This is a genomic window from Pararhodobacter marinus (assembly GCF_003122215.1).
Classification (GTDB): Bacteria; Pseudomonadota; Alphaproteobacteria; order Rhodobacterales; family Rhodobacteraceae; genus Pararhodobacter; species Pararhodobacter marinus.
Genome location: NZ_QEYD01000004.1, coordinates 213,768 through 226,991 on the forward strand (window position 1 = coordinate 213,768; position 13,224 = coordinate 226,991).

The window sequence follows — 13,224 nt, forward strand, 5'->3', positions numbered from 1 at the left end:
ATTTCCGCCCCGAAAGGACCGGCCATGCCCAGCGTCATCTCCGTCTTTCAACGGCTGCAACAGGCCGAGGACACGGCCCGCCCGCCCCATGCCTGGCTGGGGGCGCTGGGCGGGGTGGCTCTGCTGGCGCTGAGCGTTCTGTTCATCTGGGGCGGGATCGAACTGGGCGTCGGTTCGCCGCGCCGTCTGGGGACGGGGGCGTTTCCGGTTCTTACCGGCATCGCGCTGGCGCTTCTGTCGCTGGCGGTCATCGTCATGGATCTGCGTGACACATCGGATGCCGAACGGCCCGACTGGCTGGCCTTCGCCGCCATCGGCGCGGCGCTGATGGTCTTTGCCTCCAGCGTCGAGCGGATCGGGCTGGCGCCCGGGGTATTCCTGACCGTGATCATCGCCAGCCTGCCGGACCCCAGCCTGCCGTGGCGCGGAAAGCTGTTGCTGGGCGGTATCGTGGCCTTGGGCTGCTGGGGGCTGTTCATCGGCGCGCTGGGCCTGCCCTTCGACGCGTTCAAGGGGTTCTGAGCCATGGAAATCATCGCCGGATTCAGCCACGGGCTCATGGTCGCGCTTCAGCCCGAGAACCTGCTCTACTGCTTCATCGGCGTGACGCTGGGGACCTTCATCGGCGTGCTGCCGGGCATCGGTTCGATGGCGGCGATCGCCATGATCCTGCCCCTGACCTTCTATCTCGAGCCGACCTCGGCGCTGGTGATGATCGCGGGCGTCTACTACGGCGCGGAATATGGCGGGTCGATCGCGTCGATTCTGATGAACATCCCAGGCACGCCGTCGTCGTCCATCACCTGTATCGACGGCTACCCGATGGCGCGGCAGGGCCGCGCGGGCGTCGCCCTGTTCGCCAGCGCCATCGCCTCGTTCGGGGGCGGCATGATCGGCATGGTGGTGATGGCGGTGCTGGCGCCGGTTCTGGCGCAACTGGCGCTGAATTTCGGGCCGACCGAGTATTTCGCTGTGATCCTGCTGGGCCTCGTCGCGGCCTCGGCGGTGTCGAACGGCTCGCCGGTCAAGGGCGTGGCGATGGTCGTCGCGGGGCTGATGCTGGGCACGATCGGCGTCGACATCACCACCGGGGCCGAGCGTTTCACCATGGGCATTCCCGAACTTCGCGACGGCGTGTCGCTGGTGATCGTGGCGATGGGTCTGTTCGGCGTGGGCGAGCTGATCGTGTCGATCAAGGCCAATGCCTCGGGCGCGCATCAGAACCGGATCGACTATGCGCAATTCTACCCGACCCGCGCCGAGTGGAAGGCGATGGTCGCGCCGATCCTGCGCGGCGGTGGCATCGGCAGCTTCTTCGGCGCGTTGCCCGGCACGGGACAGACCGTGGCCTCGGCCGTGGCCTACGCGGTCGAGAAGAAACTCTCGCCGGCGCGGGCCCGCTTCGGGCAGGGCGCGGTCGAAGGCGTGGCGGTGCCCGAATCCGCCAACAACTCGGCCACGCAGACCGCGTTCATACCGACGCTGACGCTGGGCGTGCCCGGCTCGGCCTCGATGGCGCTGGTCATCGGGGCGCTGATGATCCACGGCATCGTGCCGGGGCCGCGGCTCTTGGTCGATCATTCGGACCTGTTCTGGGGACTCGTGGCCAGCTTCCTGATCGGCAACATTCTTTTGCTGATCCTCAATATCCCGCTGATCGGGCTTTGGGTGCGGCTGCTGCAGATCCCCTACAAGTACTTGTACCCGACGATCATCGTGCTGATCTGCGTCGGCGTCTATTCGATCAACAACAACGTCTTCGACGTCTGGCTGACGCTGGCCTTCGGCTGGGCGGGGTATCTGATGCGGCTGTTCCGCTTCGAGCCCGCGCCGCTGCTGATCGGCTTCGTGCTGGGACCGATGATGGAAGAGCAGCTGCGCCGCGCCATGCTGCTGTCGCGCGGTGATGCCGGCGTTTTCCTGACCCGTCCGATCAGCGGCGTGCTGATCGTGCTGACCGTCGTTCTTCTGGTCTGGTCCATCCTGTCGGCCCTGCGCGCCAAGCGGCGGGTGCGCGCGGCGATGCGCTCGGCCGAATGATTCCCTCGTTTCTGCGTCTCCTCCCCAAGAAAGGTTCCCTACCGATGAGTTTCCGTGCCGCGACTGCCCTGACCCTTGCCGCCGCCCTGATGGGCTCGACCGCGCTGGCCGAGCCGGGCGCCTGGAGCGACGAGCCCGTGCGCATCGTCGTGACCTTCCCGCCGGGCGGGACCTCGGACCTGATCGCGCGTATCCTTGCGCAGTATTTCGAAAGCGAATTCGGCCAGCGTGCCGTGGTCGACAACCGTCCCGGCGCGGGCGGCACCGTGGCGGCCGATTACGTGGCCCAGCAGGACCCCGACGGCACGACGCTGATCCTGGGCAACAACGCGCCTTTCACCATCGCGCCCACGCAGTTCGACAGCCTGCCCTACGACCCGATGGCGGGCTTTACCCATATCGCCTATCTCGGCGCCTCGACCCCGGCTTTGTACGTCCAGCCGACGATGGGCATCGCCACGCTTGACGACTTCATCGCCTATGCCAACGAGAACGGCATCACCTATGGTTCCTCGGGCGTGGGCTCTATCACGCATATTCTGGGGCAGGCGGTCGACAGCGCGCTGGGGATCGAGCAGATCCACGTTCCCTATCAGGGCAGCGCGCCCGCGATTCAGGATTTCCGCGCCGGGGTGCTGGAAAGCTATTACGACATGCTCGCGCAGAACCGGGACCTGATCAACGATGGCGAGACGCTGCCGCTGGCGCTGGCCGCGCCCGCGCGCTCACCGCTCTTCCCGCAAATCCCCACCTTCCGTGAGCTGGGCTATGACGTGGTGATCGAGAACTGGACCGGCCTGTCGGGGCCTGCGGGGATGGATCCCGAGACGGTGCAGACCATCCACGACACGGTCGAAGCCATCATGGCGATGCAGCCGGTGGTCGACCAGCTGGCGCAATGGGGGATCACCCACACCGCGATGACTTCTGAAGAGTTCACGGGCTTTGTCGGCGGCACGATCGAGACCTGGCGCCCGCTGATCCTGTCGGCGAATGTAAACGGCGGCTGACCGCGTTTCGTCGCCGCGCGCGTTCCTTCCTGAACCCTTGTCCCGGGCGCCTGTCGCCCGGGCCTGTCTGCCCGAGCGCGCCCATGGCCGCTCGTCTCCGAGGTATATGCATGAAGATTGCCGTCGTTTTCGTGGGGGAACTCCACGATCAGGGTTTCAACGCCAGCGGGCTGGAAGGCGCCCTTCGCGCACGCGATCTGCCGGGGGTCGAGATCGAGATCGTCAACGACCTGCCCTATGACGAGGCGGCCATCGAACAGGCGCTGTTTGCCGTGGCCGCGCGCGCCGAGGGCTGCGTCATCGTCGGCGGACAGGGCAACCGCGTGACGCACGCCGTCGCCGCTGCCTGCCCGCGCACCGCTTTCGCGGTCGTGCAGGGCGAGGTGACAGGGCCGAACCTGGCCAGCTACGATGTGCTGCAGGAGGAATCGGCGTTTCTGGCCGGGGTGCTGGCGGCACGGATGACGCGCAGCGGCATCGTCGGGCATCTGTCGGGCCACCGGGTCACCCCGGGACTGAAGGGGCGCGCGGCTTTCGTGTCGGGCGTCGCGCAGGCCGATCCCTCGGTGCGCGTCCTGACGGGGTTCTGCGGCACGCAGGACGACAGCGCCGTCACGCGCGCCTGGACCGAAGCGCTGGCGGGAGAGGGGGTGGATATCCTCTTCACCATGCTCAACGCGGCGCGGGGCGGCGCGATCGCGGCCTGCCGCAGCGCCGGGATCCGCCAGATCGGCAATGTCATCGACTGGTGCGCGGTGGATCCGGCGGTGTTCATCGGCTCGGCCATGGCAGGGATCGACCGGGGCGTCGAGCGCGCGATCCGCGACATGCTGGCCGGAGTTTCGCCCGACACCGTCGTGCCGCTGGGGCTGGCCACATCCGACGCGATAAAGCTATCCATGGCGCCCGACGTGCCCGCCACCGTGATGGACGAAATCGCCGCCATGGCCGGGGCGTTGTCGCAAGGCCGGATCCTGCCCGCGACAATCTATTCCGGACCCGAAATGGAGCGCGCCTGACCGCGCCTCAGGCGACCGGACGCCAGCCCAGCCCGCGGCTGATCCTGGCGCCCGCGTCGTTCAGCGCATGGGCGATGTCGTCGGGGATCGTCTCGGTCGAGCGGGTGGCGCTGATCGCGGCGACCACCTCGCCCGTCAGGTCCAGAACCGGCGCCGCCATGCTGGACAGGCCGCTTTCGAAGCTGCCGATCCCTGCGACATGGCCGGTCGTGCGGTCCTGCGCGGCGCGGGTGAGAATCGCCTCGACCGCGCGGGGTTCCAGATCGTCATAGAGCTTGCGCAAGAAACTTTCGGGCTTGCCCGAGAGCAGCACGCGGCCCATTGCCGTCGTCGCGGCGGGCAACCGGCTGCCGACATGCACCAGCGACGACAATCCCCCCGTCGCGGGCAACCGCATCAGGTAGAGCACATGGCGTCCGTCCAGCACGCCCAGATGGGTCGACCAGTCATGCACATCGCGCACCTTGGCCAGCACCGGCTGCGCCACTTCCAGCAATTCGCGGCTGGCATGATAACCATAGCTCAGCCGCACCACGGCAGGGCCCAGCCGGTAACAGGTGCCTTCGCGCGTGGCCAGAAGATAGCCTTCGGAAACAAGGGTATGCACCGTCCGGAACGCCGCCGAGCGGGTGATGCCCAGCTCGTTGGCGATGCCGGTCAGGGTCAGTTCGGGCTTGAGCGGGGTAAAGGCCTGCAACACGGCCAGCCCGCGCATCAATCCGGGGACCAGATAGGGGTCTTTGGAATCGCTCACGTGTTTCACCCGTAAAACGGTTTCTTCCTCTTGAAACACCTTCGCCTATTGTCGTGTCAAGCCAACATGAACAATGGGTGCAAATATGAACATTCAGAACGCAGTCTCCGATCTTCAATCCGCGCTCGAAGCGGGCACCGGGCGTTTCGTCGACAAGACCTTCGACTGGAAGGCCTTCCCGTCGAATGTGGGCTTCCCCGAACTCGAGCGCGCGCAGATGCGCTATATCGGCGCCGGTGGCTCGCCCAAGGTCGGCGATACCACCACCATCAAGCCCGAGAACTTCACCCTGAGCCTGATCTACAAGGAGCCGGGCCGCTATGCCGCCTGCCACAGCCACGAGGTTGAAGAAAGCTTCCTGATCCTCGACGGCGCGCTGATTGTCGGCTGGGAAAAGGACGGCGAAGTGGTCGAGGTCAATCTCGGACCCAAGGACATGATCCTGAACGCCCGCGAAGTGGCGCATGGCTTCCGCGTCGACGGGGTCGAGCCGGTGATGATGTCGATCTCGGTCGATGTGGGCAAGCCGCTGCCGCCGGTCTATCGCTATCACCCCAAGGACCACCCCGCCGAACTGGCCCGGTCCTTTGGCGCCGAGCCGGGCAAGACGTTGCCCTTCGACCGCAACGGCACGCATCCGCTGCAGGAGCTGATGGCGAAATTCGTCGTCCGCCATACCGAGCTGCCGACGATCTGGGAAGACGCGGGCTTTACCCGCAAGATCTATGTCGGCGATGCGCCCAAGGCCGTGAACAACGACAGCTGCCGCAAGGAAATGTGGGGCGTGCCGTCGCGTTGCACGCTCAAGCCCTTCACCCGCAAGGTGGAAGACGCCATCCTGTGCCTTGAAGGCTCGGTCGAGGTCGTCTGGGTCGATGACAATGGCAACGAGGCGGTGATCGAGCTGGGTCCGCGCGATCTGGTCCGTACCCCGGCCGGTCAGGCGCATTACATCCGCAACAACGGCGCCGGTGCCGCCACGCTGTGGACAGTGATCGGCCAGGCCGAGAACGACGATTTCGCCTATCAGGCCGCCTGAAGATCAAGAGGAACGCCATGAGCAATGAGCAGCAGAAATCGCGCGACGCCTTCACCGATGTGATGGCCGCCGCCTTGCGTGAGCCGGGCCGTGCCGAGCTGGCGCATCAGAGCACCGGCCGCGCGCCCTCGGCCGAGGAGCATGCGCTGGCCGAGGCGATGATGGACATCTACGGCAGCGGGGTCAGCGATCCCGCCGCCATGGCCAAGGCGCTGACCGAGCGGGGCGTGAAAGCCCCGGTTTCGGGTCGCACCGACTGGGACGCGGCGCTGTTCGAAGCCGAACTGACCGCCATCAATGAGGCCTATGACGCCGCCTATGCCGAGAACGGCATCGGCGCCTGACCGACGCCGCGGATCAAGAACCGCGAGGGAGACAGAGAATGCTGACTGACCCAGCCACCAAAGCAAGGATCGAAGCCCGCGTGAACGAGGGGCTTCGCGGATACTGGTACCCGGTCGCCAAATCGGTGCAGATCTCGGCCAAGCGGCCCTATGGCACCAAGGTTCTGGGCGAGAAGATCGTCCTGTGGCGCGACCGCGACGGCAAGATCCGCTGCATCGAGGATTACTGCCCGCACCGGGGTGCGCCCCTGAGCTACGGCGAAGTGCATGACGGCAATATCGGCTGCCGCTATCACGGTGTCATCGTCGACGGGACCGGCACCGTGCAGCGCGTGCCCGCGATGCCCGATTGCGCGATGGAAGGCCGCAAGGCCCTGCGCGACTTCGTCGTGCAGGAAGCGCATGACGCGGTCTTCGTCTATATCCCCTCGGTCGACCGCCCCGAGCCGCCCGAATTGCCGCTGCCCAAGGAATTGTCCGATCCGGAATGGACCGGTTTCCTGTGCACTTCGGTCTGGGACGTGAATTACCGCTACGCGCTCGATAACCTCGCCGACCCGATGCACGGCTGCTACCTGCATGCCGAAAGCTTCACGCTGGCCTTCGGCTCGAAACAGGATCTGCTGGAGCTCGACCGCCGCGACGACGGGTTCCGCGTCAGCCGCGTGGGTCAGACGGGCGAGAATTTCGACTGGTCGGAATTCGTCGTGGCCGAAAGCGGGATGTTCTGCTTCCTCGACATCCCCTATCCGCCGGCGGCGGGTCCGGGGGGCAACATGCGCATCCTGGGCTATGTCTGTCCGATCGACGAGACGCATTGCAAGGTGTTTTTCTGGCGGATGCGCAAGGTCACCGGCATCGAGCGTCAGAGCTGGCGTTTCCTGTACCGCACGATGCTGGAAGAGCGTCACTGGGCGGTGCTGGAACAGGACCGCGTGATGCTCGAAGGGATGCCCGACGATGCCCGCAAGCGCGAGATGCTGTACCAGCACGATATCGGCGTGGCCCATCTGCGCCGCGCGCTGAACAGCGCGGCCAAGGCGCAGATCGCGGCCGAGGATTCGGCAGCGTGATGCTGGACGGACGCCATGTCATGGTGACCGGCGCCGCGCGCGGATTGGGCGCGGTGCTGGCCCGCGCGGTGGTCGAGGCGGGGGCCCGCCTGACCATCGCCGATCTCGCCGAGGAAGAGGGCCGCACGCTGGCGACCGAGCTGGGCGCGGGTTTCGTTCGTGTCGATCTGGGCGAGCCCGAGAGCATCAAGGCGGCCGTCGCCTCGCTGGACGGCCCGCTTGACGGGCTGGTCAATAACGGCGCCATTGCCACCGGGATCGGCGGGATCGGGTTCGAGGATATCGAGCTTGAGACCTGGGACCGGGTGATGCGCGTCAACGTGCGCGGCACCTGGCTGATGATCCGCGCCTGCGCGCCGCTCTTGCGGCAATCGGGCAGCGGGCGGGTGGTCAACGTGGCCTCGGATACCGCGCTGTGGGGCGCGCCGAACCTGTTGAGCTATACGGCCTCGAAAGGCGCGGTCATGTCGATGACGCGGTCGCTGTCGCGCGAGCTGGGGCCCGACCGGATCGGCATCGCCGCTGTGGCGCCGGGCATCCTGACCACGCCCTCGACCGATTACGTCCCCGAGGCGCGCCACAAGCTGTACGAGGACGGCCGCGCCGTGCCCGGTCCGCAGCCGCCCGAGGATATCGCGCCCACCGTGGTCTTCCTGCTGTCCGAAGGCGCTTTGACGCTGACCGGGCAGGTACTGCCGGTCAACCGGGGCTTCGTGTTCACATGACGCCCGATGCGCTGACCGACAGCCTGACCCGGCCCTGGGCGCATGGCGAGCATGCCGAGCTTGCGGGCGCGTCCTTCGACGCGCCCGTGGTACTGGACGACAAGGTTCTGCGCAGTTTCGATCTGACGGGCGCGCGTTTCGGCGCGGGCCTGTCGGCGCAGCGCGCGGTGTTTCGCGGCATGGCCTGGCTGCACCGGGCCGAGGTGACGGGTAAGGTCGATCTGTCGGACGCCGTGTTCCGCAGCGATCTGCGCATGGACGGGCTGGTCTGCGACACGCTGATCCTGTCGGGCGCGGAATTTCAGGGCGTGCTGACGCTCGACCGGGCGCGGATTGGCACGCTGATCGCGCGCGACTGCATCTGTCTGGCGAACCTGTCGCTGGCGGGCGCGCGGATCACCGGTCATGCCGATTTCTCGGGCTCGGAAGTGCTGGGCGGCGCCTGGGCCGACGGGGCCGAGCTGCACGCGCTCGAGCAGGTCGGCATGGTTGTCGACGGCCGCCGCACAGGGCTCTGACACTGGGCCTTGGGCCGGCGCCTTACGCCAGCGCGGCGATTTTCGCGTCCGCTTCGGCGTTCATCGCCCGAAGCCTGGCGTAGAATCCATCGACCGCGTCCTGCGCCGTTGCACGCAATTGTTCATGGCGTTGGGGCAGGCTGGCAAGGTCTTCGTCTGCCCCCGCCTCGCCCACCGCGCGCGACACATCCTGTACGAACTGGCAGACCGGCAGGCGCAGCGTGCCGAAGGTCGCAAGCGCCGTTTCCAGATCGTCCCCGGCGCCCAGGATCCGCGCCAGCACCAGCGCGTCCTGCATCGCCATCGCGCCGCCCTGTCCCATGAACGGGGTTGAGGCATGGGCCGCGTCGCCGATCAGCAGCACGCGGTCGCGGTGCCAGGGCAGGGGCATGACCACCTCGTCCACGGCGGTGAACAGGATCTCGCTGTCGTCGTTCAGCTCCGACAGGAAGGGCGCGGCGGGGCCATCGAATTCGGCCAGCGCCGCGCGCATCGCGCCGGGCCAGTCGGTCGGGTCGATATGGCGCCCCTTGGGATGCGCGACGGTGCCGAAGGTATAGAGCCGGTCGTCGCTGATCGGCATGATGCCGAAGCGCTTGGCGGGGCCCATCATCATGATCTTCTGCGTCAGATCGGCAGGCCGTTCATGGACCGAGCGCCAGATGCCGAAGCCGGTATAACGCGGCTCGACCCCCGGCGCGAGCTGTGCGCGGGTCCATGACCGCACGCCATCGGCGCCAAGGATCAGATCGGCGCGCAATTCCGTACCATCCGCCAGTGTCATGCCGCCTGCCGGGTCCAGCGCCGTGACCTCGGCCCCCAGCGTGACCTGCACCCCCAGCGCATCCATGCGCTGCGACAGCACGCGGTGCAGCTCGGCCCGCTTGATGCCCAGGATCGCGGGCACGCGGCCGTTGCGGGCCGTGGGGTAATGGGTGGTGGTCAGCGGCGTGCCGTGATGGTCGAAATAGGCATTCTCGCCCCCGTCGACGGCAAAGCCGGTGGCGAGGATGTCATCGAGCAGGCCTAGATCGTCCAGCGTTTCCAGCCCGTTCGAGTAGACAAAAATGCCCGAGGACTGGAACCGCCATTCGGTCTGCTTTTCCAGAACCCGCACGCGGTGACCCGCCTGCGTCAGCGCGATGGCCGCCGAACAGCCGGCGATCCCCGCGCCGATGATGATGATATCCAGTCCGGTCATGGCGCCCTCCTCAGGCTTGGTGGGTGGCGAGCACGGCTTTGTCCCTGAGCGCGATCTGCCGTTGGATCAGCATCAGCAGCATTTCGGCCCGCTTCGATTGCGCGGCGGGTTCGGCCCACAGGTTTACCAGCTCGTCGGGATCGGTGTTCAGGTCGTAAAGCTCGCCCAGATCCGACCCTTCGAACACGCTGAGCCGCCAGCCCCCGAACACCACCGAGCGGATCGAACTGTCGGCATCCGGATCGCCATAGACACCCATGCCGGGATCCTCGATCAGGACGGGCAGGTCGGGCGCGTCGTCGGCCAACAGGTCGTGGCCCTGCATCCCCACCGGGATCTTCAGCCCGGCGCGCTGCAGCACCGTGGGCGCGAAGTCGATGGCGCTGCCATGCAGGCGGCTGACATGGCCCTGCGCGCCCTGCGGATCGGCCCACAGGAAGGGGACATTGATCACGCCGCGTGTATGCAGCCCGTGTTTCAGCATCGTGCCATGATCGCCCATGTAATCGCCATGGTCGGACATGAAGCACAGCACCGTGTCGCCCGCGCGTCCCACAGCATCGAGCGCGGCCAGGACCTGTCCGATCCTGTCGTCGATCATGGTGATCGCGCCGTAATTCAGGGCAATCATGCGGCGGGTGGTGTCGGCATCGGCGTGGAACGGCCAATAGGCATCGCGGTCGGCATCCCCGCGCGCATAGCCCTGAAGCAGGCTGTCGGGCAGATCCCCGCGCGCGCCGGTCGGGTGCGTGAAACTGGCGGGCAGGGCGATGGCGTCGGGGTCATAGAGATCGAAATAGCGTCCCGGCGGCGTGAACGGGTGGTGCGGATCGGGGAACGAGACGATTAGGAAGAAGGGGCGCGGGTCGGTCTCTTGGAGAAAAGTGCAGGCTTCCTCGGCAATATAGGCGGTGGGATACAGATCCTCGGGCAAAGCGGTGCGCCAGATCTGCGGCGCCTCGCCCTTGTCGTCGGGCAGCGCCTGCGCCCGTCCGCGCGGATCGGGGGCGCCGTTCAGCCGCTCTTGCAACCAGCCGGAATAATGCCCCTCGACCTGATCGCCATGGCCGATGCACAGGCGGACATGCTCGAACCCGTAATAGGGCAGGGGGATCTGGCGGCCCGGGTCGCGCGCCCAGGCCATGCGGGTTTCGGCGCCGTAATCGGGGCCGGTGCGCTGGTCGCGGCGGGCCGTCTCATAGGGGGGCACCGGATCATTGCCCCGGCCGCGCAGGGCGCGCGGGCTGGCGGGAACGGGCGAGACGTTCTGGAAATGCGCCTTGCCCACCAGCCCGGTGCGATAGCCGGCCGCGCGCAGCACGTCCGCGACGGTGGTGCTGTCGAGCGAGACGGGGATCCCGTTCTGACGACAGCCATTGACCGAGGGCATCTGCCCGGTGATCAGCGAGGCCCGGTTGGGCTGGCAGATGGGCGTGGCGGTGAAGACATTCTCGAACCGCACGCCGCGTTGAGCGATGCCGTCGATATGCGGCGTGCGGACGACGGGGTTGCCGTAGCAGCCCAGATGATCCGCGCGCTGCTGATCGGTCATGAAGACGATGAAGCTGGGGCGCGTCGCGGTTGCGGCGCGCCCCGTTTCGTTGCGGTTCGGTTCCGGCCCCGTCATCGCATCATGTAGGCGACCGGCGCGGTCACCAGAGCGGGGAAGAAGAACAGGATCAGGATCGCCACAAGGTCACAAATGATGAAGGGCATTGCGGCCTTGTAGATGTCGTTCATCGACGTGCCCTTGGGTGCCACCGCCTTCATCACGAAAAGCGCGGCCCCCAGCGGCGGCGAGGTCGAGCCGGTCTCGATCGCCACCAGATACATCGCCGCGAACCAGATCGGGTCGAAGCCGAACTGGATGACGATCGGCACGAAGATCGGCAGGGTGATCAGCATGATGGGCAGGGGACCCATGAACATGCCCAGGAAGATCACCGCGCCGATCATCGCCAGCACGATGATCGAGGGGCTGGCATCGAGCGAGGTGATCGCATCGACCATGCCGTAAGTGGCGCCGGTATAGGCGAGGATCTGCGTGAAGGCGGTCGCGCCCGAGACGATCAGCAGCACCATCACCGAGATATTCGCGCTGTTGAAGATCGAGGTCGAGAAGACCTTCCAGCTTAGCCGCCGCTTGATCGCGGCCAGCGCCAGCGTTGCGAAGGCCCCGGTCGCGGCGGCTTCGGACGGCGTGGCGAGGCCGAGGAAGATCACCCCCACCACCGAGAAGACGACGATGGTCAGCGGCAGGATATGCACCGCCGTGGCGTGCAGCTTGTCCTTCATCGGCACCGGCGGCACGTCGAAACTGGGCGCCAGATCGGGCTGCAGCGTGCAGCGCACGAGGATATAGACCGCGTAGAGCACGGCCATCAGCAGGCCCGGCACGATGATCCCGATCAGGATGCGGCCGATCGACAGCTCGGACACCACGCCCAGCACGACCGCCAGCGACGAGGGCGGGATCATGATCGCCAGCCCGGCCGAGCCCAGAATCGGGCCCAGCGACATCGGCTTCTTGTAGCCGCGCTTTTCCATCTCGGGGACCAGCGTCGAGCCCAGAAGCGCGATCGACCCCATCGAGTTGCCCGTCAGCGTCGAGAACATCACGCCGCCGCCCACGGCCATGAAGGCCAGCCGTCCGCGCAGCTTGCCGATCCACTTGTCCAGCGTGTCCATCAGGTCGATGGCGATGCGCGACTGGAACATGGCTTCGCCCATGATCATGAACAGCGCGATGGGAACCAGCGTGAAGCTGGCCAGCGAATCGACGGTGTTCAGCACCAGCTGCTCGACCCCCGACATGCCCCCCATCAGCATGTAGCCGCCGACGAGGTTCACCACCAGAAAGGCAAAGGCCACGGGCAGTCCCGTCACCATCAAGAGCAGAAGCGGGGCGACGATGACCAGAACGACGATGTACCATTCCATCATGCTTCGGCCCTGCCCGTCACTGCGCGGACGCATTGGTCCAGAAATTGAAATGCCATCAGGGCCATGCCCAGCGGCAAAGAAAGCGTCAGCCAGAAGCTGTGCGGGCGCATCACCGTGACCTCGCGCACACCGCTGGCGATCTGGTCGATGACGACCTGCGTTCCGACGATGGCCAGCGCGACGCAGACCAGAAGGCCCAGCACCCCGTTGAACAGCGCGGCCGCCCGCTGGCCCGACGGGCTGAGATGGGCATAAAGCACATCAAGCATGACATGCTGGTTCTTCTCGAGCAGGTAGGGCGCGCCGAGGAAGGTGATGTAGAGCAGCGAGTATTCGCTGACCTCGACCACCCATAGCTGCGACGTGCCGGTCAGGGCGCGACCGACGACCTCGACAAAGATGATGGTCGCGATGAAGAACAGGATCGCGGACGCCAGCACAGCACAGGCAAGGTTGAGCCGGCTGAACAGACGGACGATCAGGGTGTAGAGTGCCAAAGCCCGTCCCCTTGTTTGAAAAAAGCGGCCGGGGGAATCCCGGCCGCCTGAATGTCAGTCC

At 66.5% G+C, this 13,224-nt stretch carries 14 protein-coding genes; 9 read left to right on the top strand and 5 right to left on the bottom strand.

Annotated features, from left to right (window positions below; genetic code table 11):
• The first annotated feature begins 24 nt into the window (after nt 1-24).
• The 4 genes from C4N9_RS07870 to C4N9_RS07885 all read left to right on the top strand — a co-directional run bounded on the left by C4N9_RS07870 (nt 25) and on the right by C4N9_RS07885 (nt 4,069).
• Nucleotides 25-522: a tripartite tricarboxylate transporter TctB family protein gene (locus C4N9_RS07870; protein ID WP_168192162.1), complete on the top strand. Its 498-nt coding sequence runs from the start codon at nt 25-27 to the stop codon at nt 520-522.
• A 3-nt stretch (nt 523-525) separates the two neighbouring features.
• Nucleotides 526-2,040 carry a tripartite tricarboxylate transporter permease gene (locus C4N9_RS07875; RefSeq protein WP_109532767.1) on the top strand — a complete coding sequence of 505 codons (1,515 nt, stop codon included), beginning with the start codon at nt 526-528 and terminating at the stop codon, nt 2,038-2,040.
• A gap of 44 nt (nt 2,041-2,084) precedes the next feature.
• Nucleotides 2,085-3,050, top strand: a complete 966-nt coding sequence (locus tag C4N9_RS07880) for a Bug family tripartite tricarboxylate transporter substrate binding protein (protein WP_168192163.1) — start codon at nt 2,085-2,087, stop codon at nt 3,048-3,050.
• A gap of 110 nt (nt 3,051-3,160) precedes the next feature.
• Complete coding sequence (locus C4N9_RS07885) at nt 3,161-4,069, top strand: BMP family protein (protein WP_168192164.1); 909 nt, start codon at nt 3,161-3,163, stop codon at nt 4,067-4,069.
• 7 nt (nt 4,070-4,076) lie between these two features.
• Here the strand turns inward: C4N9_RS07885 and C4N9_RS07890 are convergent, their stop codons facing one another.
• The gene (locus C4N9_RS07890) at nt 4,077-4,823 is read right to left on the bottom strand and encodes an IclR family transcriptional regulator (RefSeq protein WP_210403994.1); all 747 of its coding nucleotides are present in this window, start codon (nt 4,821-4,823) and stop codon (nt 4,077-4,079) included.
• An 85-nt stretch (nt 4,824-4,908) separates the two neighbouring features.
• Between C4N9_RS07890 and C4N9_RS07895 the strand changes: the two genes are divergently transcribed.
• Genes C4N9_RS07895 through C4N9_RS07915 form a run of 5 tightly spaced genes read left to right on the top strand, consistent with a single transcriptional unit; the run spans nt 4,909 to nt 8,522 of the window.
• Nucleotides 4,909-5,862, top strand: a complete 954-nt coding sequence (locus tag C4N9_RS07895) for a cupin domain-containing protein (protein ID WP_109532770.1) — start codon at nt 4,909-4,911, stop codon at nt 5,860-5,862.
• A gap of 17 nt (nt 5,863-5,879) precedes the next feature.
• A complete protein-coding gene (locus tag C4N9_RS07900) occupies nt 5,880-6,206 on the top strand; it encodes a recombinase-like helix-turn-helix domain-containing protein (RefSeq protein WP_210403995.1) in 327 nt (108 codons plus the stop codon).
• Between the two features lie 38 nt (nt 6,207-6,244).
• Nucleotides 6,245-7,279 carry an aromatic ring-hydroxylating oxygenase subunit alpha gene (locus C4N9_RS07905; RefSeq protein ID WP_109532771.1) on the top strand — a complete coding sequence of 345 codons (1,035 nt, stop codon included), beginning with the start codon at nt 6,245-6,247 and terminating at the stop codon, nt 7,277-7,279.
• On the top strand, nt 7,279-8,004 hold the full coding sequence (locus C4N9_RS07910; RefSeq protein WP_109532772.1) for an SDR family oxidoreductase: 726 nt from the start codon (nt 7,279-7,281) through the stop codon (nt 8,002-8,004). The genes C4N9_RS07905 and C4N9_RS07910 overlap by 1 nt, the downstream gene beginning before the upstream one ends.
• Nucleotides 8,001-8,522, top strand: coding sequence for a hypothetical protein (locus tag C4N9_RS07915; protein WP_109532773.1), 522 nt, complete (start codon nt 8,001-8,003; stop codon nt 8,520-8,522). Before C4N9_RS07910 ends, C4N9_RS07915 begins: the two co-directional genes overlap by 4 nt.
• A 22-nt stretch (nt 8,523-8,544) precedes the next feature.
• On the opposite strand, the gene C4N9_RS07920 is transcribed toward C4N9_RS07915, so the two are convergent.
• The 4 genes from C4N9_RS07920 to C4N9_RS07935 are packed head-to-tail and all read right to left on the bottom strand — an operon-like array spanning nt 8,545 to nt 13,163.
• On the bottom strand, nt 8,545-9,723 hold the full coding sequence (locus C4N9_RS07920; RefSeq protein WP_109532774.1) for an FAD-dependent oxidoreductase: 1,179 nt from the start codon (nt 9,721-9,723) through the stop codon (nt 8,545-8,547).
• 10 nt (nt 9,724-9,733) lie between these two features.
• Nucleotides 9,734-11,350, bottom strand: coding sequence for a sulfatase family protein (locus C4N9_RS07925; RefSeq protein ID WP_109532775.1), 1,617 nt, complete (start codon nt 11,348-11,350; stop codon nt 9,734-9,736).
• Entirely contained in the window at nt 11,347-12,666 is a 1,320-nt protein-coding gene (locus tag C4N9_RS07930) for a TRAP transporter large permease (RefSeq protein WP_210403996.1), read from the bottom strand. The genes C4N9_RS07925 and C4N9_RS07930 overlap by 4 nt, the downstream gene beginning before the upstream one ends.
• Complete coding sequence (locus tag C4N9_RS07935) at nt 12,663-13,163, bottom strand: TRAP transporter small permease (RefSeq protein WP_109532776.1); 501 nt, start codon at nt 13,161-13,163, stop codon at nt 12,663-12,665. Before C4N9_RS07935 ends, C4N9_RS07930 begins: the two co-directional genes overlap by 4 nt.
• Nucleotides 13,164-13,224: the final 61 nt, after the last annotated feature.

What these genes read in the sequence shown, in the direction of transcription:
- C4N9_RS07870 (WP_168192162.1), top strand. Translation starts at nt 25, where the DNA reads ATGCCCAGCGTCATCTCCGTCTTTCAACGGCTGCAACAGGCCGAGGAC.
- C4N9_RS07875 (WP_109532767.1), top strand. Translation starts at nt 526, where the DNA reads ATGGAAATCATCGCCGGATTCAGCCACGGGCTCATGGTCGCGCTTCAG.
- C4N9_RS07880 (WP_168192163.1), top strand. Translation starts at nt 2,085, where the DNA reads ATGAGTTTCCGTGCCGCGACTGCCCTGACCCTTGCCGCCGCCCTGATG.
- C4N9_RS07885 (WP_168192164.1), top strand. Translation starts at nt 3,161, where the DNA reads ATGAAGATTGCCGTCGTTTTCGTGGGGGAACTCCACGATCAGGGTTTC.
- C4N9_RS07895 (WP_109532770.1), top strand. Translation starts at nt 4,909, where the DNA reads ATGAACATTCAGAACGCAGTCTCCGATCTTCAATCCGCGCTCGAAGCG.
- C4N9_RS07900 (WP_210403995.1), top strand. Translation starts at nt 5,880, where the DNA reads ATGAGCAATGAGCAGCAGAAATCGCGCGACGCCTTCACCGATGTGATG.
- C4N9_RS07905 (WP_109532771.1), top strand. Translation starts at nt 6,245, where the DNA reads ATGCTGACTGACCCAGCCACCAAAGCAAGGATCGAAGCCCGCGTGAAC.
- C4N9_RS07910 (WP_109532772.1), top strand. Translation starts at nt 7,279, where the DNA reads ATGCTGGACGGACGCCATGTCATGGTGACCGGCGCCGCGCGCGGATTG.
- C4N9_RS07915 (WP_109532773.1), top strand. Translation starts at nt 8,001, where the DNA reads ATGACGCCCGATGCGCTGACCGACAGCCTGACCCGGCCCTGGGCGCAT.
- C4N9_RS07920 (WP_109532774.1), bottom strand. Translation starts at nt 9,723, where the DNA reads ATGACCGGACTGGATATCATCATCATCGGCGCGGGGATCGCCGGCTGT.
- C4N9_RS07925 (WP_109532775.1), bottom strand. Translation starts at nt 11,350, where the DNA reads ATGACGGGGCCGGAACCGAACCGCAACGAAACGGGGCGCGCCGCAACC.
- C4N9_RS07930 (WP_210403996.1), bottom strand. Translation starts at nt 12,666, where the DNA reads ATGATGGAATGGTACATCGTCGTTCTGGTCATCGTCGCCCCGCTTCTG.